Origin of the sequence: Henriciella marina DSM 19595, from assembly GCF_000376805.1 — a bacterium.
Classification (GTDB): Bacteria; Pseudomonadota; Alphaproteobacteria; order Caulobacterales; family Hyphomonadaceae; genus Henriciella; species Henriciella marina.
Window position 1 is genome coordinate 1,839,823 of sequence record NZ_AQXT01000002.1, and the last position, 21,786, is coordinate 1,861,608.

26 protein-coding genes are annotated in these 21,786 nt (G+C 59.5%); 14 read left to right on the forward strand and 12 right to left on the reverse strand.

Going from position 1 to position 21,786, the window contains the following annotated elements; all coding sequences use genetic code 11:
* The first annotated feature begins 44 nt into the window (after nucleotides 1–44).
* Nucleotides 45–1,166 carry an alanine dehydrogenase gene (gene ald, locus F550_RS0108965; protein ID WP_018148209.1) on the forward strand — a complete coding sequence of 374 codons (1,122 nt, stop codon included), beginning with the start codon at nucleotides 45–47 and terminating at the stop codon, nucleotides 1,164–1,166.
* 4 nt (nucleotides 1,167–1,170) lie between these two features.
* On the opposite strand, the gene F550_RS17380 is transcribed toward ald, so the two are convergent.
* On the reverse strand, nucleotides 1,171–2,178 hold the full coding sequence (locus F550_RS17380; RefSeq protein WP_018148210.1) for an RluA family pseudouridine synthase: 1,008 nt from the start codon (nucleotides 2,176–2,178) through the stop codon (nucleotides 1,171–1,173).
* A gap of 82 nt (nucleotides 2,179–2,260) precedes the next feature.
* Between F550_RS17380 and F550_RS0108975 the strand changes: the two genes are divergently transcribed.
* The gene (locus F550_RS0108975; RefSeq protein WP_018148211.1) at nucleotides 2,261–3,967 is read left to right on the forward strand and encodes an alkaline phosphatase D family protein; all 1,707 of its coding nucleotides are present in this window, start codon (nucleotides 2,261–2,263) and stop codon (nucleotides 3,965–3,967) included.
* Here the strand turns inward: F550_RS0108975 and queF are convergent.
* A complete protein-coding gene (queF, locus tag F550_RS0108980; RefSeq protein ID WP_018148212.1) occupies nucleotides 3,964–4,428 on the reverse strand; it encodes a preQ(1) synthase in 465 nt (154 codons plus the stop codon). The two genes, F550_RS0108975 and queF, sit on opposite strands and share 4 nt — an antisense overlap.
* A 3-nt stretch (nucleotides 4,429–4,431) precedes the next feature.
* Nucleotides 4,432–5,472, reverse strand: a complete 1,041-nt coding sequence (locus tag F550_RS0108985) for a calcium/sodium antiporter (RefSeq protein ID WP_018148213.1) — start codon at nucleotides 5,470–5,472, stop codon at nucleotides 4,432–4,434.
* A gap of 116 nt (nucleotides 5,473–5,588) precedes the next feature.
* Between F550_RS0108985 and F550_RS0108990 the strand changes: the two genes are divergently transcribed.
* The 4 genes from F550_RS0108990 to F550_RS0109005 all read left to right on the forward strand — a co-directional run bounded on the left by F550_RS0108990 (nucleotide 5,589) and on the right by F550_RS0109005 (nucleotide 8,181).
* Nucleotides 5,589–6,059 (forward strand): YybH family protein, encoded by a 471-nt coding sequence (locus tag F550_RS0108990; RefSeq protein WP_018148214.1) that lies wholly within the window; start codon nucleotides 5,589–5,591, stop codon nucleotides 6,057–6,059.
* Nucleotides 6,060–6,119: 60 nt separating this feature from the next.
* Nucleotides 6,120–7,004: an ion transporter gene (locus F550_RS0108995; RefSeq protein ID WP_018148215.1), complete on the forward strand. Its 885-nt coding sequence runs from the start codon at nucleotides 6,120–6,122 to the stop codon at nucleotides 7,002–7,004.
* 97 nt (nucleotides 7,005–7,101) lie between these two features.
* Entirely contained in the window at nucleotides 7,102–7,803 is a 702-nt protein-coding gene (locus F550_RS0109000) for a molecular chaperone DjiA (protein ID WP_026180674.1), read from the forward strand.
* Between the two features lie 69 nt (nucleotides 7,804–7,872).
* Nucleotides 7,873–8,181, forward strand: a complete 309-nt coding sequence (locus F550_RS0109005) for a hypothetical protein (RefSeq protein WP_018148217.1) — start codon at nucleotides 7,873–7,875, stop codon at nucleotides 8,179–8,181.
* Between the two features lie 19 nt (nucleotides 8,182–8,200).
* Here the strand turns inward: F550_RS0109005 and F550_RS17385 are convergent, their stop codons facing one another.
* Nucleotides 8,201–9,205, reverse strand: coding sequence for a D-2-hydroxyacid dehydrogenase (locus tag F550_RS17385; protein ID WP_018148218.1), 1,005 nt, complete (start codon nucleotides 9,203–9,205; stop codon nucleotides 8,201–8,203).
* Between F550_RS17385 and F550_RS18530 the strand changes: the two genes are divergently transcribed.
* Nucleotides 9,185–9,640: a TIGR02301 family protein gene (locus F550_RS18530; RefSeq protein WP_156807889.1), complete on the forward strand. Its 456-nt coding sequence runs from the start codon at nucleotides 9,185–9,187 to the stop codon at nucleotides 9,638–9,640. The genes F550_RS17385 and F550_RS18530 overlap by 21 nt on opposite strands.
* Here the strand turns inward: F550_RS18530 and F550_RS0109020 are convergent.
* Both F550_RS0109020 and F550_RS0109025 read right to left on the reverse strand, forming a co-directional pair.
* A complete protein-coding gene (locus F550_RS0109020; RefSeq protein ID WP_018148220.1) occupies nucleotides 9,637–10,383 on the reverse strand; it encodes an RNA methyltransferase in 747 nt (248 codons plus the stop codon). The genes F550_RS18530 and F550_RS0109020 overlap by 4 nt on opposite strands.
* Nucleotides 10,380–11,819, reverse strand: a complete 1,440-nt coding sequence (locus tag F550_RS0109025) for a hypothetical protein (protein ID WP_018148221.1) — start codon at nucleotides 11,817–11,819, stop codon at nucleotides 10,380–10,382. The genes F550_RS0109020 and F550_RS0109025 overlap by 4 nt, the downstream gene beginning before the upstream one ends.
* A 107-nt stretch (nucleotides 11,820–11,926) precedes the next feature.
* Here F550_RS0109025 and F550_RS0109030 point away from each other — a divergent pair, with 107 nt between their 5' ends.
* Nucleotides 11,927–13,141, forward strand: a complete 1,215-nt coding sequence (locus tag F550_RS0109030) for an NADP-dependent isocitrate dehydrogenase (protein WP_018148222.1) — start codon at nucleotides 11,927–11,929, stop codon at nucleotides 13,139–13,141.
* Between the two features lie 132 nt (nucleotides 13,142–13,273).
* Here the strand turns inward: F550_RS0109030 and F550_RS0109035 are convergent, their stop codons facing one another.
* From F550_RS0109035 to purC, 5 genes are read right to left on the reverse strand one after another with little or no spacing between them, the layout of a single operon-like run.
* Nucleotides 13,274–13,636, reverse strand: a complete 363-nt coding sequence (locus F550_RS0109035) for a hypothetical protein (RefSeq protein ID WP_018148223.1) — start codon at nucleotides 13,634–13,636, stop codon at nucleotides 13,274–13,276.
* 40 nt (nucleotides 13,637–13,676) lie between these two features.
* A complete protein-coding gene (locus F550_RS0109040; RefSeq protein WP_018148224.1) occupies nucleotides 13,677–14,045 on the reverse strand; it encodes an EthD domain-containing protein in 369 nt (122 codons plus the stop codon).
* Nucleotides 14,046–14,088: 43 nt separating this feature from the next.
* On the reverse strand, nucleotides 14,089–14,331 hold the full coding sequence (gene purS / locus F550_RS0109045) for a phosphoribosylformylglycinamidine synthase subunit PurS (RefSeq protein WP_018148225.1): 243 nt from the start codon (nucleotides 14,329–14,331) through the stop codon (nucleotides 14,089–14,091).
* Between the two features lie 53 nt (nucleotides 14,332–14,384).
* Nucleotides 14,385–15,095 (reverse strand): sulfotransferase family protein, encoded by a 711-nt coding sequence (locus tag F550_RS0109050; protein WP_018148226.1) that lies wholly within the window; start codon nucleotides 15,093–15,095, stop codon nucleotides 14,385–14,387.
* Nucleotides 15,096–15,127: 32 nt separating this feature from the next.
* The gene (gene purC / locus F550_RS0109055) at nucleotides 15,128–15,898 is read right to left on the reverse strand and encodes a phosphoribosylaminoimidazolesuccinocarboxamide synthase (RefSeq protein ID WP_018148227.1); all 771 of its coding nucleotides are present in this window, start codon (nucleotides 15,896–15,898) and stop codon (nucleotides 15,128–15,130) included.
* Nucleotides 15,899–16,120: 222 nt separating this feature from the next.
* Here purC and F550_RS0109060 point away from each other — a divergent pair, with 222 nt between their 5' ends.
* The 5 genes from F550_RS0109060 (at nucleotide 16,121) to rimO (ending at nucleotide 20,503) form a co-directional block, all read left to right on the forward strand.
* Nucleotides 16,121–16,450, forward strand: a complete 330-nt coding sequence (locus F550_RS0109060; RefSeq protein WP_018148228.1) for a DUF1476 domain-containing protein — start codon at nucleotides 16,121–16,123, stop codon at nucleotides 16,448–16,450.
* A 132-nt stretch (nucleotides 16,451–16,582) separates the two neighbouring features.
* Nucleotides 16,583–16,918 (forward strand): Grx4 family monothiol glutaredoxin, encoded by a 336-nt coding sequence (grxD, locus tag F550_RS0109065; protein WP_018148229.1) that lies wholly within the window; start codon nucleotides 16,583–16,585, stop codon nucleotides 16,916–16,918.
* 128 nt (nucleotides 16,919–17,046) lie between these two features.
* Nucleotides 17,047–17,880 (forward strand): SDR family NAD(P)-dependent oxidoreductase, encoded by an 834-nt coding sequence (locus tag F550_RS0109070; protein ID WP_026180675.1) that lies wholly within the window; start codon nucleotides 17,047–17,049, stop codon nucleotides 17,878–17,880.
* 78 nt (nucleotides 17,881–17,958) lie between these two features.
* Nucleotides 17,959–19,044, forward strand: a complete 1,086-nt coding sequence (locus F550_RS0109075; RefSeq protein ID WP_233349015.1) for an alpha/beta fold hydrolase — start codon at nucleotides 17,959–17,961, stop codon at nucleotides 19,042–19,044.
* 103 nt (nucleotides 19,045–19,147) lie between these two features.
* Nucleotides 19,148–20,503, forward strand: a complete 1,356-nt coding sequence (rimO, locus tag F550_RS0109080; protein ID WP_018148232.1) for a 30S ribosomal protein S12 methylthiotransferase RimO — start codon at nucleotides 19,148–19,150, stop codon at nucleotides 20,501–20,503.
* A 75-nt stretch (nucleotides 20,504–20,578) separates the two neighbouring features.
* On the opposite strand, the gene F550_RS0109085 is transcribed toward rimO, so the two are convergent.
* Complete coding sequence (locus F550_RS0109085) at nucleotides 20,579–20,962, reverse strand: hypothetical protein (protein ID WP_018148233.1); 384 nt, start codon at nucleotides 20,960–20,962, stop codon at nucleotides 20,579–20,581.
* 104 nt (nucleotides 20,963–21,066) lie between these two features.
* On the opposite strand from F550_RS0109085, the gene F550_RS18535 reads away from it, so the two are divergent.
* A complete protein-coding gene (locus F550_RS18535) occupies nucleotides 21,067–21,762 on the forward strand; it encodes a head GIN domain-containing protein (protein WP_018148234.1) in 696 nt (231 codons plus the stop codon).
* Nucleotides 21,763–21,786 lie beyond the last annotated feature (24 nt).

Genomic DNA, 21,786 nt, shown 5'->3' on the forward strand with positions numbered 1-21,786 from the left:
GCCGAGGACTAATGTGCGACAAACTCAATCCGGGAGACTAACCCATGCGCATTGGTGTGCCGACTGAAATCAAGAAGCAGGAATCGCGGGTCGGTCTGACGCCAGAAAGCGTCGGCGATCTGGTCAACTCTGGCCATGAGGTCTTTGTTCAGCAAGGCGCAGGCCTCGGCTCGGGGTTCGCCGATAGCGACTATACCGATGTTGGGGCGAAAATCGTTGCTGACGCGGACGCTGTGTTCAAGTCTGCCGAACTGATCGTGAAGGTGAAGGAACCCCAGCCGAAAGAAACCGCGCGCCTTACGCCAGAACATACGCTCTTCACCTATCTGCACCTCGCCCCCGATCCTGTTCAGGCCAAGGGTCTGATCGAGTCCGGGTGTACGGCGATTGCCTATGAAACCGTGACCGAGCCAGCAGGCGGCCTGCCACTACTGCGCCCGATGAGCCAGGTTGCCGGGCGTATGTCGATGCAGGTGGCCGCCTGGGCCCTGATGCGGACCAAGCGCGGCCGCGGCCTGCTGCTCGGCGGTGTACCGGGCACACAGCCTGCCAAGGTCATCATCGTGGGTGGCGGTGTTTCCGGCACGAACGCCGCAGAGATTGCAGTCGGCATGCGCGCGGATGTGACGGTGTTCGACCGCAACAATAACCGCCTCGCCGAACTGGACGCCCAGTTCAATGGCCTTGTGAAGACGATGTTCTCCACCAAGGCGGCGCTGGATGCGGCCGTGAAGGAAGCTGACCTCGTCATCGGCGCCGTCCTGATACCGGGCGCATCAGCCCCAAAGCTCATTTCCCGCGAACAGTTGAAGACGATGAAGCCGGGCGCTGTGCTCGTCGATATTGCCATCGATCAGGGCGGTTGTTTCGAGACATCAAAGCCAACCACGCATGAAGACCCGATCTATGACGTCGACGGCATCCTGCATTACTGCGTGGCGAACATGCCGGGCGCAGTTCCGCGCACATCGACCTATGCGCTGAATAACGCCACCTTGCCTTTCGTCCTGCAGATTGCCAACAAGGGCACGCACGCGGCGCTGAACTCAAACCCGCATCTGGCAAACGGTCTCACCGTCGCTGAAGGCCACATTACGCATGAGCCTGTCGCAGCAGATCTCGGCATGACCTACAAGCTGCCAGACTGGTTCAAGCCGCAAGGCTAAACGCCTACATCGCGCGAAGCGCCGTTAGCAGCTCATTGAGATCGGGCGGCAGCGGCGCTTCGGCGAACACGTCTTCACCTGTGACGGGGTGCAAAAATCCGAGACTTGCGGCGTGAAGCGCCTGTCGGTTGAAACTGCGCGCCAGCGTCGTCGCTTTCAAGAAAGCATCGCCAGACCCATAGGCCTTGATGCCCCGATTGCGTCCATAGGTCGGATCGCCGATCAACGGCGCGCCGATATGCGCGAGGTGGACACGGATCTGATGCGTGCGGCCTGTCTCAAGCCTGCATTCGATCAGCGCAGCGGCCGGCAGGCCTGCGCCTTTGTCCAGCTCACCAAACCTTTCTTTCGCCTTGTAGTGGGTAACGGCATGGCGGCCCTCTTCGCTGTCTTCATCGCGGATGACAGCCATTTTCTTGCGATCCGCCGTTGACCGACCGATCCGGGTATCAACAGTCCCGACGAGCGGGCGCGGTGCGCCGCGCGTTACGGCAAGATAGGTTCGATCAATATCGTGGTCCTTGAAAAGATTTGAGAGGCCAGCATGGGCGCTTTCCGTTTTTGCGACGGCCAGAACCCCCGTCGTGCCCTTGTCGATGCGGTGAACGATGCCGGGGCGTTCGACCCCGCCGATACCCGGCAGCTGACCTGCACAATGGTAAAGCAGCGCATTGACCAGCGTCCCTTGCCAGCTGCCCGGAGCCGGATGAACGGCCATGCCGGAAGGCTTGTTCACCAGCAACAGGTGCTCATCCTCAAACAGGATATCCAGCGGGATATTTTCGGGCTCTGGCGTGGCGGGCACAGGCGCCGGCATATCCAACGTATAGGTCTCTCCCGGTATAACGCCGGCTTTCGGATCGTCTGCGAGACGGCCGTTCACGCTGACGGCGCCCTCCTTGATCAGCGTTTTCGCCCGTGAGCGCGATAGCTCCGGCAAGGCTTCTGAAAGGAAACGGTCGAGGCGTGTGCCCTGGTCTTCCGGGCTTGGTGTCGCGGTCAATGTGCTCATCGGCTCAGCTTATAGACCTTGTTTCGTGGAGTCGTCATGATCGCGCGGTAATGAGGAAAAAGAGATTCGGGAGGAGTGTTTCGTGAGTAAGATTTCAAGACGTCATTTTCTGAGCTTCAGCGCTGGCGCCGCCGGCCTGGCGGCCTGCGCAACGGAAGGCGGAGACAACCCTCTGGCCGATACGCGACCCGCTTATGCCGGGTCGGCGACCTTCGAGCATGGGGTCGCGTCAGGTGATCCGATGAGCGACCGCGTTATCCTCTGGACGCGTGTGACGCCAGCCAATGAAGAAAACACCGCACCGATCCCTGTGAACCTTCTGGTGGCGCGCGATGCAGACATGACCGCCATCGTCAGCCAGGCCTTGACCGAAGCCGCCCCGGGCCGCGACTTCACGGTAAAAATCGATACCGACGGCCTAGAGCCTGACTCAGTCTACTATTACCAGTTCACGGCGCAGACGCGTGACGGCACGATCACATCGCCTGTTGGGCGCACGAAAACGGCAGCAGCCTCCGGCAAGCCGCCACTAAAGTTCGCCGTCGTCTCCTGTTCGAATTTTCCGTTCGGCTATTTCAATGTCTATGACGCCATCTCCAAGCGCGCGGACCTCGACGCCGTCATTCACCTTGGTGACTACATCTACGAGTATGGCGTAGATGGATATGGCGGTCAGATCGGCCAGCAGATCGGCCGCAATCATGAACCGCAAATGGAAATCGTGACGCTTGGCGACTACCGCATGCGTCACGCCCAGTACAAAAACGATCCGATGCTCCAGGCCGCACACGCCGTTGCGCCATGGCTCTGCACCTGGGACGACCATGAGAGCACGAACAACTCATACCGGACCGGCGCTGAAAACCATCAAGCCGAGACAGAAGGCAATTGGAGCGACCGCAAGCAGGCTGCCGTTCAGGCCTATCTGGAATGGATGCCGGTGCGCGATCCAGAAGCCGGACGCGCCCTTGGCGGCATCTACCGCCAATTCTCATTCGGCGACACGGCAACGATTTTTTGCCTGGAATCCCGCCTCACCGGCCGCTCCGACGAAATATCATGGGGCGCAGAACTGGCGGGCGTCGCGCCAGAAGCTGTCCCGGCCAAGGCCGAGGAGGTCATGGGCCGCGTCAACGACGAAAATCGCACCATGCTGGGACGCGTGCAGGAAAGCTGGCTGACCGACGAACTCCAGTCTTCGGTGCGCGGGGGCAAGGCGTGGCAGGTCCTCGCCAACCAGGTGATCATGGCCAAGGTGCGCGCACCGAACATGATGGAAACGCTGAGCGCCGAGCAAAGGGCGGCCCAGAGCGGCTATGTCGCGCAGATGATCCCGTTCAGCCAGATGGGCCTGCCCTTCAACCTCGATGCCTGGGACGGGTTTCCAGCCGCACGTGAACGCCTCTACAGCTCGGTTGCCGCCTCCGGGGCACGGCTCATCACGCTCACTGGCGATACGCACACCTCGTGGGCAAACACGCTCCATGACGCGTCAGGTGATCTTCGCGGGGTCGAGTTCGGCTGTACGTCTGTCACCTCGCCAGGTCTTGGCACTTATGTGAAGGATGTGCCCGACCTTGGCGATCAGTTCACCGAAGCCAATGACGACATCGCCTGGCACAAGACCGATGGCCACGGCTACACGCTGGTCACCCTGACAGGCGACGAAGTCACGTCCGAATTCGTTGAAGTCTCAGACATTCTGGACACGTCGTACACGACGCAGTCCATTGCGAGCTTCCGCGCCCAGCGGACCGACAGCGGCGTGACGCCACTCGAACGCGCTTAACCGCGTCCCCGATAGGTCGGAACACCGGTATCCGGCACATAGAGGTCTTCTGGCGGACGCCCGGTCTGCCAGAAGACATCGATAGGAATGCCCCCACGCGGGTACCAGTAGCCGCAGATACGCATCCAGGTCGGCGCCAGCAGGTCCTGCAAGCGCTTGCCAATGGCCACGGTGCAGTCCTCATGGAAGGCGCCGTGATTGCGGAATGACGTCATATAGAGCTTCAAGCTCTTGCTCTCGACCAGCCACTCACCCGGGGCATAATCGATGACGATATGCGCAAAGTCAGGTTGGCCTGTGACCGGGCAGAGCGAGGTGAATTCCGGCACCGTGAAACGGGCGAGGTAAACCGTGCCCGCGTGCGGATTTTGGACCCGCTCCAGTTCAGCCTCTTCTGGAGACGCCGGAATGGTGCTCTGTCCGCCGAGTTGATCAAGTCCGCTATAGATGTTTTCGCCCATCGATCAGAACCCTCCAAAGCGTGGCAACAGGCCAAAGCTGAGCGCCATATAGGTCGCATAGGACAGAAGCAAAACTGCCCCTTCCCAGCGCGCCAGCTTGCGCCCGGTATAGGCAAACAGCACCAGCAGGAACACGGAAAGCGCCAGCGCGCCCATGTCCTGCGCCGTTACGAGACTGGTCATCTCGCCATACTCCATTGCACTGACATCGACCGGGGCATCGGCAGCAGGCTCCCTGGACGTGATGAGGCTGAACGGGAAAACGGCTGCTGAAACGCCCATGATGCCAAGGATATTGAAGATGTTCGAGCCAATGACATTGCCGAGAGCGACATCTGCCTTGCCTTTGAGCGCGGATACGACGGAGGTAACCAGTTCCGGCAGACTGGTTCCGATGGCGACGATGGAGAGCCCGATGACCGTCTCCGAAATGCCGAAAACCCGGGCGAGGTCTGAACCGCCAGACACAAGAAAACGCGCGCCGAGAATGACGCCTGCAATGCCGCCAAGCGCAAACAGGATCGAAAGCCAGAAAGGCTCGGTCGTCTCGACCACTTCGGCTTCGCTAGAATGAAGAGCGCCCGCCGCAGAGTTACGTCGCCGATCGAGCACCACGGACACCACCAGGTACACCGCCAGCACACCAAGAAAAACCAGGCCCGTGAGGCGCGTGAACCCGTCAATCCAGATCACGGCAGCGAAAAGCGCTGTGACAGCAACCATGAAAAGTCCATCACGGGCCAGCGCTCTCGGATCTGTGACAATCGGTGAAATCAGACAGGCTGCGCCGATGACAAGCAGCACATTGGCAATGTTGGAGCCGATGACATTACCGATGGAGATACCCACCGACCCGTCGGAGAGGGCCTGAAGGCTGGTCACGAGCTCCGGCATTGAGGTGCCGAACCCGACAAGTGTGAGGCCGATCAGAAGCTCTGACATGCCGAGCCTGCGCGCAACGCCGACCGATCCGCGCACGAGAAACTCCCCGCCCGCGAAGAGGAGGACCAGCCCACCAATAATCAGTAGGACCATGATCGTCATAAGCGCTCAATTCCCAGCCAACCGGCATTTTCCATTGCGCGGCGAACCTATTTCGCGCGCAATTCCCTTACGGGATGAAACCGCTACACTGGTCGCTTGAATGAAAAGGAAAATCAATGAGTCTTGCACGGCCCGCCCCGCTCCTCGCTGTCATCCTGTTTGCAGCCGGATGTGCCGGATCGCCCAATGCAGGCTCACCAGCCAGTCCGATGGAGTCGGCATCGACGAGTATCGAAGCTGTGGTCCGCGCACAGGCGGAGGCTTGGAACCGCGGCGATATAGAAAACTTCATGCAGGGCTACTGGCCGTCACCAGAGCTTCGCTTTGCGTCAGGCGGCACAGTAACGCGCGGGTTCGAGCAGACGCTTGATCGCTACGAGACCCGCTATGCGTCTCGCGAAGCGATGGGAAAGCTCTCATTCTCCGAGCTTGAAACCGTGCAGCTTTCGGAAGATGCCGCAGTATTGCACGGGCGCTGGCAGTTGCAGCGCACATCGGACGCGCCGAGTGGCCTTCTCACGCTCGTATTCCGAAAAATGGATGGCGAGTGGCAGATCATCAGTGACACCACGACCTCGGCTGACTGATTGCGCATCATCGCTTGCTCCGACATAGGAAGAGCAGTGGTCTAAAGACGTGGAGGGGACATGGCGCGCGCGACGCTGGATCTGGAAACACATGCATCCCAGCTCGAAGCGGCAATCGAGAGCATCTGGTTTCGCAATCTGGTCACCGCGCTGATCATTGTGAACGCGATCATTCTCGGCATTCTGACCTATCAGAACAGACTGCCGGGTACACTCGTAACAGCTCTCAACGCCGCCGACCGGGCGATTACTTACATATTCGCTGTCGAGATTCTTCTGAAACTCACCGTCTACAGGTTCCAGTTCTTCAGGTCGGGCTGGAACTGGTTCGATTTCATCGTGGTCGGCATTTCCATCCTGCCGGGAAGCGAGGCGTTCTCTGTGCTTCGGGCGCTGCGCGTCCTGCGGGTGCTGCGCCTCTTACATGTCGTGCCCATGATGAAGCGCATCACCGAAGCGCTTTTGAAGGCGCTGCCTGGGATGGGCGCTATCGTCGCGGTGCTCGCGCTGCTGACCTATGTCTACGCCGTCATGGCGACGGACCTGTACGGCGATACCGACAATGAAGAAGTGCTGCAGCTCTTCGGAGACCTGCCAAGCTCTGCCTTCTCGCTGTTTCAGGTGATGACGATGGATGGTTGGCGCTTCGAAGTCGTTCAAAAAGTGATCGATGACGGCCACCCCTGGGCGTGGCTTTTCTTCATGACCTTCATCTTCATCGCGAGCTTTGCCGTGCTCAACCTCTTCATTGCTCTTGTGGTCGAGGCACTTGCGGCCGAGCAGAAGGCGGCCACCGAAGAGCTGCTGGAAGACATTGAGGAGGATGTTGAACATGCCGGCGAGGACCGCGACGAGATGCTGAAACTTCTCTCCTCGATCAGGACTGAAATGGCGGAGCTGCGGGCAGCCCTCACCCAGCAGGACAGGCCGGAAGACTCCACGTAATAGAGGGAAATTCTCACAAAGGCGTAATGTTTATTGTTGGCAATTATGAGTATAGGTCACTGTTTACAGCCCCTGATCGGATTATACTGACACCTTCATGAGCCTTTGGCAGATGCTCATCGATGGCGGAAAGCGCCTCTTTGACCCCGACTCGACCGAAGAGCCGTCCGGGGCTGAGCAGGGCTGCGCGCCTGATCCGAACGATGTGGGCTTCACAGCCGCTGTCATCGGTCTCAGCGCAAAGATGGCGGCAGCCGATGGCCGGGTCAGCGACGCGGAAGTCATGATGTTTTCGCGCATCTTCCGGGCAGCGCCCGAAGATGCCGCCCAGGTCCGCCGCGTCTTCAGCATCGCCAAGCAGACCGTCCGCGGCTACGAAGCCTATGCCCGCAAGATCGGCCGAAAGTACAGCGCCAGGCCCTGCCTGCTTGAAGGTGTCCTGGACGGGCTCTTCATGATCGCAGGCGCTGACGGCGTCGTGACAGACGATGAGCTGCAATATCTGCGCACCGTTGCCGACAGTTTTGGTTTTGACGAGAGCACCTTCCGGCGCATCCGGGCAAGCCATCTCGGGCCCGATCGCCACGACCCCTATCATATTCTTGGCGTCTCCCATGACGCTGCGTTTGACGATATAAAGCGCGCCTATCGCCGCCTCATGGCGGACAATCATCCGGATCGGCTTGTCGGCAATGGGGCGCCGCGCGAGTTTGAACTTGCCGCCCATGACAAGGCTGCCGCGATCACCGGCGCCTATGCACGCATCCGTGCAGAACGGGGTCTGATTGCGGCAAATTAGAGCTTTCCACCGCTCAGAGATTGATTCTGAAGCGTACTGGCTTCACATTCGAGTGCAGGAGACACGCACATGACAGCAGCCCGCACCCCTATTTCGGCCGATCTTGTATTGGGTCGCATCGTTTACACCCTGCGCCAGGCCGCACGCTGGATGCTCAAGGGTCTGCTCGCCATCGCGATTGTTTTCATGGCCGGCGTTATCGCCGTTATTACCGCAGCGGCCGGTCTGTTCATTGCCGCTGTTGCCGTTCTGCTCAAACTGACCACAGGCAAGTCCGCGCCGCGCCGTCCGCAATATGCAGGTGGTGAAACAAACGAGAGCGGAATCACGCTGGAAGCCCACCGTACCGCACGCGGTTGGACCGTAGAACCGCGCTAGCGTTTAGCCGGCCGGAACTTCAGCTTCCGAAAACACTTGCCTGCGCCTTGAACGCGCCGGCGTCCACGACATTGCGCAAGCTCTCCCCCCTCAGAAAGCTGGACAGGTTCTCGAGGAACTGTTCGTCATTGCGCCGTTCCGTGCCCTCGGTTGTCGAGGCTGTGTGCGGCGTCACCGTCACGCCAGGATGGCTCCACAGCGCACTCTCTTCTGGCAATGGCTCCTGACGCGTCACGTCCAGAGAAGCGTGTCCGGGTCTGCCCTTGTCGAGCGCCGCCAGCAGGGCTGTCTCGTCGACCAGTGGGCCGCGTCCGACATTGAGGAAAAGGCTGCCGGGCGACATCGCGGCAAAGAACGCCTCATTGGCCATATCTTCGGTTTCAGATGTCAGCGGACAGCAGAGCAGCACCGCATCGGCCGCCCCGACGTCTTCGGGCGACAGGTGGTCAGGGTGGATCATGTGATCGGCAAAAGGTGAGACAGCGCTCGACCGGCGCACCCCTGTCACATGCGCCCCAAGGCCTTTCAGCCGCCGTCCGACATTTTCCCCGATATGGCCAAATCCATAGATTAGCCATCTCGTCTCACCGACTTCCCTGAACGGTATCTTTTTCCAGTCCCGGTCGGCCTGCTTCTGGCGCCGGGCGGCACCGGCGCCAAAATAGTCGAAAGCCGCCCAGAGCACCCATTCAGCAATCGCGTGCGCCTGCACATGGCTCACAGTGTAGATCTCGGCCTTCTCGCCCACCTTCTGCAGGAACTCATTATCGAGGCCGGCGGCATTGGACTGAAACCATGAGAGCGGCGCGGCTGAATAGACCGCCTTTGCAAACTCGCGGACCGCAGGACTGAAAAACGAATCCGTGTTGCCATAGGCAATGACACCCTGGCTGCCTTCCTTGCCCCAAGGCCGCCCGAATTCAGAGCTATCACTGAGTGCGTGAGGTGCTATTTGTTCAGCCAGCGGCTTGAGACGCTCCTCCAGCCGGGAGAATGTCTTTTCATGAATCAGAAGATCGTACACGTCCTGCTCCCGGCCTTGTTTGGGTTTGCCTTACTGCCACTCCAGAGCGCCCATGGCCAGTATCAGCCCGAAGGGGAATACGCCGATGTGCGCAGCCAGGACTATCTTCGCGATGTCGTGGCGCTCGCATCGACGCTTGGCTCTGCCCATGCGTTACGGGTGCTCTGCAATGGCCGCAATGACCAGTACTGGCGCAGCTATATGCAAGAACTGCTCGGCCTGGAGGCCCCCTATCAGGGGCGGCTGAGATCCTCGATGGTTGACGCGTTCAACTCCGCCTACTCGGTCGAAGCGGCGCGTCGAAATTCCTGCGATCAGGGCGCTATTTCGGCGGAAAAAGTCTATGCATCGACCGGTGAGCGCCTTGCCAATGCACTGGTGCAGGCAAACCTGCCTGAAGGGGTGCGAGAGAGTGATCAGGGCGATGACGACTAGTCGTCCCGCTTGATGCGCGCCTTGCCGCGGCCAATTGCCAGCGCCTTTACCGCGCCGCGAAAGGTGCGGACCTCCTGGGTGGTCCACTGCCCTCTGATGAATGCGTTCCGCAAATTCCGCGTCATGAGCGGGGTCTTGTCTGGCGGATGGAAATAGCCAGCGCGCTCTAATTCGTACTCGAAATGCTCAAACATGCCGAAGAGGGCTTCTCTGCTCGCCACGTCGCTCACGCCAGCCTGTGCGCCCTCGAACCGTCCCTCTTGCCCGGCTGCTTCGCCCCAGGCATGCGCAAAAACGATGACGGCCTGTGAGAGGTTGAGGGAGGCGAACGCCTTGTTGACCGGATAGGTCATGATCGCATCGCAAAGCGCCACATGATCATTGGACAGGCCCTGGGCCTCATTGCCGAACATTACACCAACCGAAGAGGCCTGCTGCGCGATAAGATCCACCGCGCCGCTTGCGTTGGTGACCGGTTTTTCCATGCCGCGCGGGCGGGCCGTCGCGGCAACCAGATAGCCCAGGTCGGCGCAGGCGGCTTCCACGCTGTCATAAGTGGTGACAGAAACCCCCGCCTCAAACGCGCCCGCCGACAGAGGCTCTGCCGCCGGATTGGGCCAGCCATCTCGCGGCGCGGCAATGCGCAGTTCGGTCAGGCCGAAATTCAGCATGGCACGCGCCGTCGCGCCGATATTCTCTCCGAGCTGCGGCTCAGCCAGAATGATAACAGGGTCCTTCGTCATTCCTCTGAATAGTCTGGCCAGTCGAGCCGGCTCAAGCGTCCGTTGGCGGTAAACTGCGGTTTGAGCCCGGCATCTTCCAGCAGCGCCCGCAAGGCCGCGCGCGGCTTGTCGAGGTCGTCTTCAACGAGGGCACGCACCCGCTCACGCTGGGCAGGCGCCGCCCCCAGCAATTGAAGCGTTGTGAAATAGACCTGGCTGTCCACGGTCTTGTCCGGTGTGCGGGACGCCCAGTCGCTGAGCGCATCCCAGAACCCGAACAGGTTTCGCTGGGCGAGGTAACCATCCGTCGCCAGCGCTATAAAATCGCCGCAGGCATAGGTGCCTGACACCGCGCCGCGTTCAATCGCGGTTTCAAGAGGCCCGCCCTCCAGCGTCGTCACGCAATCTTCAAATGCCCCTTCATAGACAGACGACAGGAAAGCCTCCGGTGACTGCATCTGCGATGCGATCAATTGATAAGCGATCGAATTGGCAAACCCGCTCTGGATCCATGAGGCCTCAGGCCCACCAAAAACGATACCATCCCGGGTCTGGAACAGACCGACCAGTTCGCGGATCGTGTACCAGTGCAGATAGGCGAGCGCGTCACTGTTCGGCGAAGCAAAGCCCTGACCGCCAAGTTCGAGCATGATCTGGCTGTCGAGCACGCTTCCATGCAGCGAGAGCCCCTGCGCCTCTCCGCCCTTATAGGCAATAATCAGAGAGATATCGTCGTTGAGATCGCTGCCCCAGTTCGCTTCGAGCAATTTCAGGAAACCCTCAAAGGCGTCTGGCAGGTTCGATTCGATCCAGTCCGGCAGATAGGGATCGGCCAGCATACTGAAGCCTTCATAGGCCTCGAATTCACCATCGCCGATATAGAGGTATTGATCGCGCACCCTTGCGGTCAGACTGTCTTCGGCTGCCTGCTGGCTATTCATCACCGGACCATCGGCGATCACCGTGATATCAGTGATCAGCCCAGAAGAGGCGGCGGCGTCGATATTTCCTTCAAGCGCCTCGACGGCCCCGACATCGCTGAACCCGACCAGCTCGAACTGCGCATCGTGGACAGCAATACCGCCGCCCGTGAAAGTCACGAATGGCGTTGGGTCATCCGGCAGCTGTCCGGTAAGAGGGATTATGCTGAACTCGACCTCGCCCAACGGTCCATCGCCAGTGATGACATCAAGGCCGTCCAGTCGCCCGAAGCGCACACCCTCTGTCTCGACGGCCCACGTCGCGGGCCGGTAGCCCGTGGTCGAATGAGCAAAGGCGTAAACCGGCTGGGGCGCATCAAAAGTGTATCGAACGAACCAGTTGCCGTCGTCCCGCGGGCCGACCTCGACTTTGGCTTGCGCAGCAGGCTGAACGGCTTCTGCTTCCTGGGCCGCTGCAGGCGCCGCAAGAACGCTCGCAGACAGCGTGGCAGCGACGCAAAGAGAGATGAGTTTCATGGGTCTGCCTCAATCATGTGTTGCAGGCGCGAATACCGCTTTTGACCATTGCAACCCTTCTGCTATAGCCGCCCACAATACAGTGCAACTGAAAGGACTTCCCCGCGATGGCAAAGATCAAGGTCAAAAATCCGGTCGTCGAGCTCGATGGCGATGAGATGACCCGCATCATCTGGCAGATGATCAAGGACCGCCTCATTCACCCCTACCTCGATATCGACCTGAAATACTATGATCTCGGTATTGAGAGCCGTGATGCAACCGATGACCAGATCACCATCGATTCTGCAGAAGCGATCAAGAAATACGGCGTCGGCGTCAAATGTGCGACGATCACGCCAGACGAAGCGCGCGTTGAGGAATTTGGCCTCAAGAAAATGTGGCGTAGCCCGAACGGCACAATCCGTAACATCCTCGGCGGGGTTGTCTTCCGTGAGCCGATCGTGATCTCGAACGTGCCGCGTCTGGTGCCGGGCTGGACCCAGCCTATCGTCATCGGTCGTCACGCATTCGGCGACCAGTACCGCGCCACCGACTTCCTCGTTCCGGGCGCCGGCAAGCTGACCATGAAATGGGAAGCGTCGGACGGGTCCGACTCCAAGGAATACGAAGTCATGGACTTCCCGGAAGCCGGCATCGCGATGGGCATGTACAATTTCGATGATTCCATCCGTGACTTTGCCCGAGCCTCGTTCAATTTCGGTCTGACCCGCAAATGGCCGGTCTACCTCTCGACCAAGAACACGATCCTGAAAGCCTATGACGGCCGCTTCAAGGACCTGTTCCAGGAAGTGTTCGACGCTGAATTTGCTGACGCCTTCAAGGAATTCGGCGGCACCTATGAGCACCGCCTGATCGATGACATGGTCGCAGCGGCCATGAAATGGTCCGGCGGCTATGTCTGGGCCTGTAAAAACTATGATGGCGACGTCCAGTCGGACACGGTTGCCCAAGGCTTCGGTTCGCTCGGCCTGATGACCTCGGTCCTCATGTCGCCAGACGGCAAGACGGTTGAAGCAGAGGCTGCCCACGGCACCGTGACCCGTCACTACCGCAACCACCAGAAGGGCGAAGCGACCTCGACCAACTCGATCGCGTCGATCTATGCCTGGACACGTGGCCTCGCGCACCGTGGCCGTCTCGATAACACGCCGGAAGTGACCAAGTTCGCCGAAGACCTCGAGCAGGTCGTCATCGAAACGGTCGAAAGCGGCAAGATGACCAAGGACCTCGCGCTTCTCATCGGCCCGGATCAGGACTGGCTGACGACCGAAGGCTTCCTCGAAGCCGTCGCCGAGAACCTCGAAAAGAAAATGGCGTAACGCTTCGCGCGTTTGCTAATGATGGCGGCGACGTCATCAACAATTAGGAGCCCCGGCCGCCTTTGCGCTGCCGGGGCTTTTTTTAACTCTAATCGTCATGACGACTGTAGATCAGTGCAAGCCTGACCTGGCCTAGCCGTCGATAATGATCGGGTCACCGGGCTTGGACACTGGCGCTTCTGGCTCTTGCGCGATCGGGCCGAGACATATCTCGGTCAGCCGTCCGCGCTGGCGCTCAGAGACGGGTTCTGGAATACGGGCCTCTTCGCCATCGGCGATCAGATCACAATTGCAATCGACGCCATCGACCCTTTCGCCATCGACAGTGTGCTCGATGATCTTGCAGCCAGCCTCGTCAGCTTTGGTCCACATCCGCGTGTTGAAGCTCTGACCGCTGGCGGTGTCCCAGCTTGTCGAGATGGAGCGACAGATTTCCTCACCCGTCGCAGGCAGGACAATGGCAAGGGCGGCAATGACGAGAAAATGGTGTTTCATACTGAAATCCAAAGCATGAACCGGGCCATGCCGAAGTCCCCTAGCCAACGATCACATGCTCTTCATTGAACCACAGAGGTGAGCGCGGCAAGTCGATAAACTTGCGCTCATCCTCAAGCAGGGCCGCGCCAGCTTCTGCGTTTCCTTCGTTCTCGCCCGCCGCGAACAGAGCCTCCCAACTCTCGAAGAAGATTTCGGCGATGCCATCATACATGTCCGGTGCGTCCCGGCTGCCACGCATCACCCCATTGAAATCATGCGTCAGCGCGTGCGTCTGGACATAGCGCGCAATACCAAGCGTCTTTGCGTGCTTTGCAACCAGCGGCGCATGGTTCTCGCGCCAGTATGTCTGGAACTCGTCTCGCGACAGATGCGGCAGTCTGTGCAGACAGAATGTGAGCTTGATCATGTCTGGTCCTCCCTGGTTTTCGGGAAGACTAGCGAGGCAACGCCTATTCGACCAGTTCGTATCGATAGGATTCGATGACCGTATTGGCGAGCAGCTTCTCGCACATTTCCTTGACGCGGGCATCGGCCTTGCCGGCTTCAACGCCGTCGAGGTCCAGCTCGATCACTTTGCCGATACGCGCGCCCTGCACTTCATCATAGCCCATACGGCCAAGCGTATCAGCAACCGCCTTGCCCTGCGGATCGAGAACGCCGGGTTTCAGGCCGACATGGACAATGGCTTTCATGGGCAAAGGTCTCCGCTCAAAACTGACGCGTTCCGTCTAGCTGATTTCGTTTCCTATTGAAACGCGAGCGCTGCGGCAATCACCCCTGCAGCGACAAGCGCGCCGAGAATCCACGGCGCGCGGTTCAGCCAGGTGAAGGCAGCCACCCGCTTTCTGAAATCGGCCCGGTCATTCACATTCGGGAAGGGCTTGTCTGGCACCGGCTCTCCGAGAAACGTGCAGAGCGGTTCCCACCCCTCTTTTGGATGGAAGACCAGCAACCGGTCAGCCGGGATCGTCGCCTTCACATCGGCTTCATGCTGCTCGAAGACTTTTCTGGCGTGTTCCTTGTCCTCGAAACGGCCGTCGAAGACGCGTTCCCAGATCGCATTGCGGGTCATTTCCTTGATCTTGCGGACCTTGGGAATGAGCGTCATCCAGCGGGGAATGCCCGCCGAAACGGGATAGATCGTTTCGCGCACGCTTTCATACCAGCTATCGAAACTGCGCGTCGTCAGTATGACTTTCGCATCCGGATAGTGCTGAGAAAGCTCACGCCAGTAGGCCGAAGAGGGAAAATCCACGCTGGCCTGAAAGCCGTAAAACACCGCATCCCAGTCGGGCGTTTCGCCTTTGCCGATGGCGTGCCAGCTATCGAGCTGAAAATCGCTCGGAAAGACTTCCATCATGTGATGGCATTTGGCGTAGCCGAGTTTTTCGAGCGCGGCTTTCATGGAAAGCGTGCCGGTACGGCCAAACCCCGCGCCGATGATCTTGAGTGCCATGACCTTGTCCCCCCAGTCAGGAAGGCGTCAGGCTACTTCACACCATTGTTGAAGTCGATGACATCCCCGCCCTGGGCGCTTTCCTTGATGATACCAAGACGGCGCGCAACTTCGGCGTAGGCCTCGGTCACCCCGCCAAGGTCACGGCGGAACCGGTCCTTGTCGAGCTTCTCATTGGTCTCATAGTCCCAGAGACGGCAGCTATCGGGGCTGATCTCGTCAGCCAGGATCGTGCGCACAAGGTCGCCCTCGAAATGGCGGCCAAACTCCAGCTTGAAGTCGATGAGCCGGATGCCGACGGCGGAGAAGAGACCCGACATGAAGTCGTTTATGCGCAGGGCAAGAGAGATGATGTCGTCCATCTCCTGCTGGCTGGCCCAGCCAAAGGCGGCGATATGCTCCTCTGAAACCAGCGGATCGCCCAGTTCATCCTTCTTGTAGCAGAACTCGACGATTGCCCGCGGCAGTGTCTCGCCTTCCGGGATACCGAGGCGTTTCGACATGGTGCCAGCGGCCACATTGCGAACGATCACTTCCAGCGGAATGATCTCCACCTTCTTGATCAGCTGTTCGCGCATGTTGAGGCGCTTGATGAAGTGATTGGGGATGCCGACCGAAGCCAGCCGCGTCATCAGGAATTCGCTGATGCGGTTATTGAGGACACCCTTGCCATCCAGCACGGCGCGCTTTTCCGCGTTGAACGCGGTCGCGTCATCCTTGAAGTACTGGATCAGGGTTCCAGGCTCTGGTCCTTCGTAAAGGATCTTCGCCTTGCCCTCATATATCATGCGTCTGCGCGACATGGCCGGTCCTCCGCAACGGGGGCAGACGCGCGGCTTGCCTGCGGACGCCCCCTGAACAAGGCGGATTGATAACGCGAGTATCCGGGTGAAACAAATAATGATTCAGCAGGCCCGATAGGGCCCGTAACCTGCCGCGACGGCTCTATCGGCTTGCGCAGGCAGGCCTCGGCAATCTATACCCCGGCCAGAGCCATTCATGCCCAATCAAGAGGAGGGCTTACCATGAGCACATTCGACGATCGCGAGCGCGCCGAGGAAGCAAAATACGCCCACGACTCCGCCCTCAATTTCAAAGTTATGAACCGCCGCAACAAGCTGCTCGGACTCTGGGCAGCCGATCTCATGAACCTTTCCGGGTCCGAAGCCGACGCGTACGCAAAAACGGTTGTCATGGCCGATCTTGAAGAGCCAGGCGACGAAGATGTCTTCCGCAAGGTCCGCGGTGATTTCGATGCCAAGGGCGTTGACCGCTCCGACGCACGCATCCGTGAGCACATGGCCGAACTCCTCGCCATCGCCCGCGAGCAGATCATGAAAGAAACGAAGGACTAGGCGAGGCCGGTCGACAAGGCGGGGCGGCAAGGCCAGCGATCACTGCGGCGGGCCCGAGCCCTGCCCCTTGAAGCGCGGCGCCCCTCGCCACACATTTGACCTCTACACCGCATGATCCGATTGGAGACCAGAATGAGCGACGACGTCCAGCAAGCCATCGACAAGGCCGTGAAGAGCAATGACGTTGTGGTCTTCATGAAAGGCACGCCAACCTTCCCGCAGTGCGGTTTCTCCTCCGTCGTTGTGCAGGTGCTCGACTTTCTCGGCGTTGATTATGCCGCGACCAATGTCCTGGAAGATCAGACCATCCGCGAAGGTATCAAGGTCTATTCCGACTGGCCAACGATCCCGCAGCTCTACGTCAAAGGCGAATTCGTCGGCGGCTGCGACATCATCAAGGAAATGTTCGAAAGCGGTGAACTCAAAGAGTTCATGGCCGAAAAAGGCATCGAGATGGAAGCGGCCTGAGGCTTTCCTTTCAGTATGACATCCACACGCCGCAGCCTCCGGACTGCGGCGTTTTTTTTCTAATCGTTCGTCATGGCCACTTCGTCCAAACCTGCTAGCCTGCCCTGTCAACGATGCTGGGAACAAACATGACGGCTTGGCTAAAACGTGGAAACACAGCGGTCATAACGGGCGCGGCGGGGGGTATCGGACTTGAGGCGGCGCGGCGTTTCTCGGCGGCCGGCATGAACGTTGTCCTGGCCGACGTGAATGCAGAGGCTCTCGAGGCAGCAAAGACTTCCTTCCCAAATTCAGGCGGCGTTCTGACGAGAGTCTGCGATGTGTCAAACCCTGCGGCGGTCTCTGCGCTGTCCGAAACTGCTTCAGCGGAATTCGGACCGGTCCACTGCCTGATGAACAATGCGGGTATTGCGCGAATGGGCACCAAACCCTGGGAGGATATCGATGCGTTCAAAAGCATGCTGGATATCAATCTCATGGGCGTCGTGCATGGCTGTCACGCCTTCATTCCATCAATGCTCGCGCACGGAGAGCCCGGCGCCATCATCAACACCGCGTCCAAACAGGGCATTACCCGCCCTCCTGGTAACTATGCCTACAACCTCTCCAAGGCGGGGGTGCTGGCCTACACCGAAAGCGTCGCGCACGCGCTTCGCGCTGAAGAAGACTGCCAGTTGGCCGCCCATTTGCTCGTGCCCGGCTTTGTTTATACGCCGATGATCAGCCGCTTCATCCCGCAAAAACCCCCTTTCGCCACCACAGCCGAGGAAACAGTTGATTTCATGATGGATCGTCTCGATAGCGGCGACTTCTACATTATCTGCCCGGACAATGAGACACCGCGCAACCTGGATGAAAAACGCATCCAGTGGACGGCCGACGACATCATCAAGAACCGTCCCGCTCTTTCGCGTTGGCATCCAGACTTCGAGGCAGCCTACAAAAAATTCGTGCAGGACTAGTCGCAAGCGTCTGTGCAACTACCGTCTCCTGCGGATCGCCACGCCATTCAGACCATGACCTCAGAAAAAGGGCCTGCCATGATGATCAAAGCCGTTCTGTTCGCGCTCGGAGCGCTCGCCGTTTCGACCACCGCGACCGCCGAAAACTGGGCCGCGCAGGCCGAACCGCACACCGTCCAACTCGAAAACTTTGAGTTTGGCACGGGCGAAATCATGCCAGTCACCATGAGTTATTACACGCTCGGCACACCGGAGAGAGATGCTGATGGCAAGATCACCAATGCGGTGATGCTTCTCCACGGCACCGGCGGCAGCGGCACATCCCTGCTGCGCCCACTATTCGGTGATGAACTGTTCGGGCCCGGCCAGCCACTGGACCTCGCAGATACCTACATCATCTCGCCCGACAATCTCGGTCATGGTGACAGCTCCAAGCCGAGCGACGGCATGCGGCTCGATTTCCCACGCTATGACTATGACGATATGGTGCGCGCCCAGTACCGTATGCTCACCGAACACGCAGATGTCGAAAGTCTCGACATGATTATCGGCACCTCCATGGGCTGCATGCACAGCTTCGTCTGGGGACCAGAGTATCCGGACTTCGTTGAACGTTTCGTCCCGCTCGCCTGCAACGCGATAGAGATCGCGGGCCGCAACCGCATGTTCCGCCAGATGATAATCGACGGCTTCGAGGACGACCCTGACTATGACAGGGGCAACTATGAGGACGCAGCGGATCTGGAAACGGGCCAGCTTGTCTATGCGAACACGCTGATTCTGGCCGGCGGAAATCCGTATCGCCTCCAGGCTGAAGCACCGACGCGTGACGCCTCGATTGAAGCGCTGCATGCATCTCAGGAAGCCCTGAAGGCCCGCGCTGTCGATCCAAACGACACGATCTACCAGTTCGATGCGTCGCGGACATACAACCCTGCGCCGCGTCTCTCTGAAATTGAGGTGCCCGTGCTCTGGATCAATTCAACCGACGACTTCATCAACCCGCCGGGCCTCGGCGATCCCGAAGCGCTCGCCGCGCAGATGCCGAAAGCCCGCTTCGTCCTCATCCCCGCCAGCGAAGAAACCCGCGGACACGGCACACATACGGCAGCGGCCATCTGGAAAGATGAGCTGATCGCATTTCTGGAGGCGCACCCGGAATAGCGGCGAATAGCCATTCACGCGCGTCGACGTGCTGCGTGAGAAGACTGTTCTACTACGCTATCACGCTTTCCATTGGGGCCCGCCGCTGTTAAACGCGCGCCCCATGAGCACACTTGTGGAAAATCCGCCGATCGCGCCTGTGAAGACCCAGCCGAAAGTGGGCATAGTCTCGCTTGGCTGCCCGAAGGCGCTGGTCGATTCTGAGCGCATCATCACGCGGCTGCGCGCCGAAGGCTATGCGATCTCACCGGACTATGCGGGGGCAGACCTTGTTCTCGTCAATACGTGCGGCTTCCTCGACAGCGCGCGCGATGAGAGCCTCGAAGCTATCGGCGAGGCGATCGAGGCAAATGGCAAGGTGATCGTCACGGGCTGCCTTGGTGCAGAACCGGACGTCATCCAGAAGGCGCATCCCAAGGTTCTCGCCGTCACGGGCCCGCATCAATATGAGCAGGTGATGGAGGCGGTTCATACCCACCTCACGCCGCCGCCTGATGCGTTCACCGACCTTGTGCCGGAAACGGGGCTGAAGCTCACCCCGCGTCATTATTCGTATCTGAAGATTTCAGAGGGCTGTAATAATCGCTGCAGCTTCTGCATCATTCCGAAGCTGCGCGGCGACCTTGTCTCCCGGCCGATCCATCATGTCCTCACAGAGGCCGAACAGCTCGTCCGGGCCGGTGTGAATGAGCTTCTGGTGATCAGCCAGGACACGTCTGCCTATGGCCTCGACGTGAAGTACGCCCCGCAAATGTGGAAGGGCGAAGAGTATGAGACCCGCTTCCTCGACCTGGCGCGCGGGCTCGGCTCCCTCGGGGCCTGGGTGCGCATGCACTATGTTTACCCCTATCCACATGTCGACAAGGTCATCCCGCTGATGGCCGACGGGACGATCCTTCCCTATCTCGACATCCCGTTTCAGCATGCGTCTGCCAATGTGCTGAAAGCGATGAAACGCCCTGCCAAGCAGGACCGCGTCCTGGAGCGTATCCAGCAATGGCGCCGCGATGTTCCGGGCATGACCATCCGCTCGACCTTCATTGTCGGCTTTCCGGGGGAAACCGAGGAAGACTTCGAAATCCTGCTCGACTTCATCCGCGAGGCGAAGATCGACCGGGCTGGCTGCTTCAAATACGAAAACGTCCAGCACGCAGAAAGCCGCGACCTCCCGGGCCACCTGCCGGAAGAGGTCAAAGACGAACGCTGGCATCGCTTCATGGCGGTCCAGGCGGCGGTCTCGGCCGAGCGCGCCGAAGCGCAGATCGGCACCGTGCAGGATGTTATCATTGACGGGCCCGGCGAGGCTGATGGCGAGATGCTTGGGCGCAGCAAGGCCGATGCACCGGAAGTCGACGGCATCGTCTATCTCGACAAGGCCAGCCATCTTCAGCCAGGCGACATCGTCAGCGCCCGCATCACGGACGCCGACGAGTATGACCTCTACGGCGAGCCTGCCTGATCAGGCGCCACCAACGTCCTCATCCTGAGCGAAGTCGAAGGACGAGGACGTAGGGCCGCCTGATAGCCGCCTCGCCTAGTTGCTCACATCGTTGCGAATGCGCACTACAGCGCCGTCCGGAATGCCAAGCTCTTCAAACGTCCAGCTCAGCGAGACGCCGTCAGGCAGATACGCTTCGCAATAGTCCTGACGCTCCCGATAGAAGCCAACCGAGAACCGGTCATCGCCAGATTTCTTGACGTTTGCGCCGATGAAATCCTTCGTCGTGCAGCCATTTGATGTCACGCGTATGGTGATAGCGTCTGCGCTGACATCGGCGCCCATCAGCTCTCCATAATCGCGCTCTCCGCTCCAGTCTGCACGGACATGTTCGTCTGCATCGACGATCACGCAGCCGCTCAGCGCGAACGCCCCGACGAGGCCAGCCACCATGGTGGCTTTCAGATATTTTTGACCCATTGGATATTTCCTTATTGACTTACGATAATCAATCGTATTGATTTTCGATAAATCGAAGTCAAGCAAAATCTTGACAGAGACCGCAACAAGATAAGGAACTTGCCATGTCCCCTCGCCTCACCCTTGCCGCGCTATCCCTTAGCACCGCGCTGGCACTCCCCGCTCTTGCCGAAACCCGTATCTATGATGTCGCCGGCTTCGACGCGATTGATGTCTCGGCCGGCATTGAAGTGACGTTCGAAACCGGAACGTCCACATCAGTCATCGTCGAGAATGAAGACGGCGACTTTGACGATATCGTCGTCAGCTCCAAGGACGGCACGCTGACGCTGAAGCGCCCTCGCCGCCTCAGCTGGGGGAAAAGACGCCCGTCCTATTCGGTAATGGTTGGCACAGACGCCCTCTCCTCCCTCGAGGCCTCGTCCGGCTCAAGCCTGACCGGTAATGGCGTCAGCGCAGACGAATTGATGCTTGATGTCTCTTCTGGCGCAAGCATCACTGTTGGCGGCATTGTCGCCTGCGAAGTCAGCGCAGATTCTTCTTCGGGAGCGAGCATGGAGCTTGACGGCACCTGTGACACGATTTCGGCTGAGGCATCGTCCGGCTCGACGATTTCCGCCAGCGACCTCGTCTGTGACGCCCTGGACGCCGAAGTCTCATCTGGTGCCTCGATCCGGGCCCACGCGTCGGACCGCGTAAATGCCGAGGCCTCAAGCGGCGGCAGCGTGCGCGTAAAAGGCGGCGCAACGAATGTCACCATGGACAAGTCCAGCGGCGGCTCGATCCGCGTTTCAAGCTAGACGACGTATCACATCGACGAATTG

Excerpts from the sequence above, each read along its gene's own strand:
- ald (WP_018148209.1), top strand. The coding sequence starts at position 45 with ATGCGCATTGGTGTGCCGACTGAAATCAAGAAGCAGGAATCGCGGGTC.
- F550_RS17380 (WP_018148210.1), bottom strand. The coding sequence starts at position 2,178 with ATGAGCACATTGACCGCGACACCAAGCCCGGAAGACCAGGGCACACGC.
- queF (WP_018148212.1), bottom strand. The coding sequence starts at position 4,428 with ATGGGCGAAAACATCTATAGCGGACTTGATCAACTCGGCGGACAGAGC.
- F550_RS0108985 (WP_018148213.1), bottom strand. The coding sequence starts at position 5,472 with ATGACGATCATGGTCCTACTGATTATTGGTGGGCTGGTCCTCCTCTTC.
- F550_RS0108990 (WP_018148214.1), top strand. The coding sequence starts at position 5,589 with ATGAGTCTTGCACGGCCCGCCCCGCTCCTCGCTGTCATCCTGTTTGCA.
- F550_RS0108995 (WP_018148215.1), top strand. The coding sequence starts at position 6,120 with ATGGCGCGCGCGACGCTGGATCTGGAAACACATGCATCCCAGCTCGAA.
- F550_RS0109000 (WP_026180674.1), top strand. The coding sequence starts at position 7,102 with ATGAGCCTTTGGCAGATGCTCATCGATGGCGGAAAGCGCCTCTTTGAC.
- F550_RS0109005 (WP_018148217.1), top strand. The coding sequence starts at position 7,873 with ATGACAGCAGCCCGCACCCCTATTTCGGCCGATCTTGTATTGGGTCGC.
- F550_RS18530 (WP_156807889.1), top strand. The coding sequence starts at position 9,185 with ATGAATCAGAAGATCGTACACGTCCTGCTCCCGGCCTTGTTTGGGTTT.
- F550_RS0109020 (WP_018148220.1), bottom strand. The coding sequence starts at position 10,383 with ATGACGAAGGACCCTGTTATCATTCTGGCTGAGCCGCAGCTCGGAGAG.
- F550_RS0109025 (WP_018148221.1), bottom strand. The coding sequence starts at position 11,819 with ATGAAACTCATCTCTCTTTGCGTCGCTGCCACGCTGTCTGCGAGCGTT.
- F550_RS0109030 (WP_018148222.1), top strand. The coding sequence starts at position 11,927 with ATGGCAAAGATCAAGGTCAAAAATCCGGTCGTCGAGCTCGATGGCGAT.
- F550_RS0109035 (WP_018148223.1), bottom strand. The coding sequence starts at position 13,636 with ATGAAACACCATTTTCTCGTCATTGCCGCCCTTGCCATTGTCCTGCCT.
- F550_RS0109040 (WP_018148224.1), bottom strand. The coding sequence starts at position 14,045 with ATGATCAAGCTCACATTCTGTCTGCACAGACTGCCGCATCTGTCGCGA.
- purS (WP_018148225.1), bottom strand. The coding sequence starts at position 14,331 with ATGAAAGCCATTGTCCATGTCGGCCTGAAACCCGGCGTTCTCGATCCG.
- F550_RS0109050 (WP_018148226.1), bottom strand. The coding sequence starts at position 15,095 with ATGGCACTCAAGATCATCGGCGCGGGGTTTGGCCGTACCGGCACGCTT.
- purC (WP_018148227.1), bottom strand. The coding sequence starts at position 15,898 with ATGTCGCGCAGACGCATGATATATGAGGGCAAGGCGAAGATCCTTTAC.
- F550_RS0109060 (WP_018148228.1), top strand. The coding sequence starts at position 16,121 with ATGAGCACATTCGACGATCGCGAGCGCGCCGAGGAAGCAAAATACGCC.
- grxD (WP_018148229.1), top strand. The coding sequence starts at position 16,583 with ATGAGCGACGACGTCCAGCAAGCCATCGACAAGGCCGTGAAGAGCAAT.
- F550_RS0109070 (WP_026180675.1), top strand. The coding sequence starts at position 17,047 with ATGACGGCTTGGCTAAAACGTGGAAACACAGCGGTCATAACGGGCGCG.
- F550_RS0109075 (WP_233349015.1), top strand. The coding sequence starts at position 17,959 with ATGATGATCAAAGCCGTTCTGTTCGCGCTCGGAGCGCTCGCCGTTTCG.
- rimO (WP_018148232.1), top strand. The coding sequence starts at position 19,148 with ATGAGCACACTTGTGGAAAATCCGCCGATCGCGCCTGTGAAGACCCAG.
- F550_RS0109085 (WP_018148233.1), bottom strand. The coding sequence starts at position 20,962 with ATGGGTCAAAAATATCTGAAAGCCACCATGGTGGCTGGCCTCGTCGGG.
- F550_RS18535 (WP_018148234.1), top strand. The coding sequence starts at position 21,067 with ATGTCCCCTCGCCTCACCCTTGCCGCGCTATCCCTTAGCACCGCGCTG.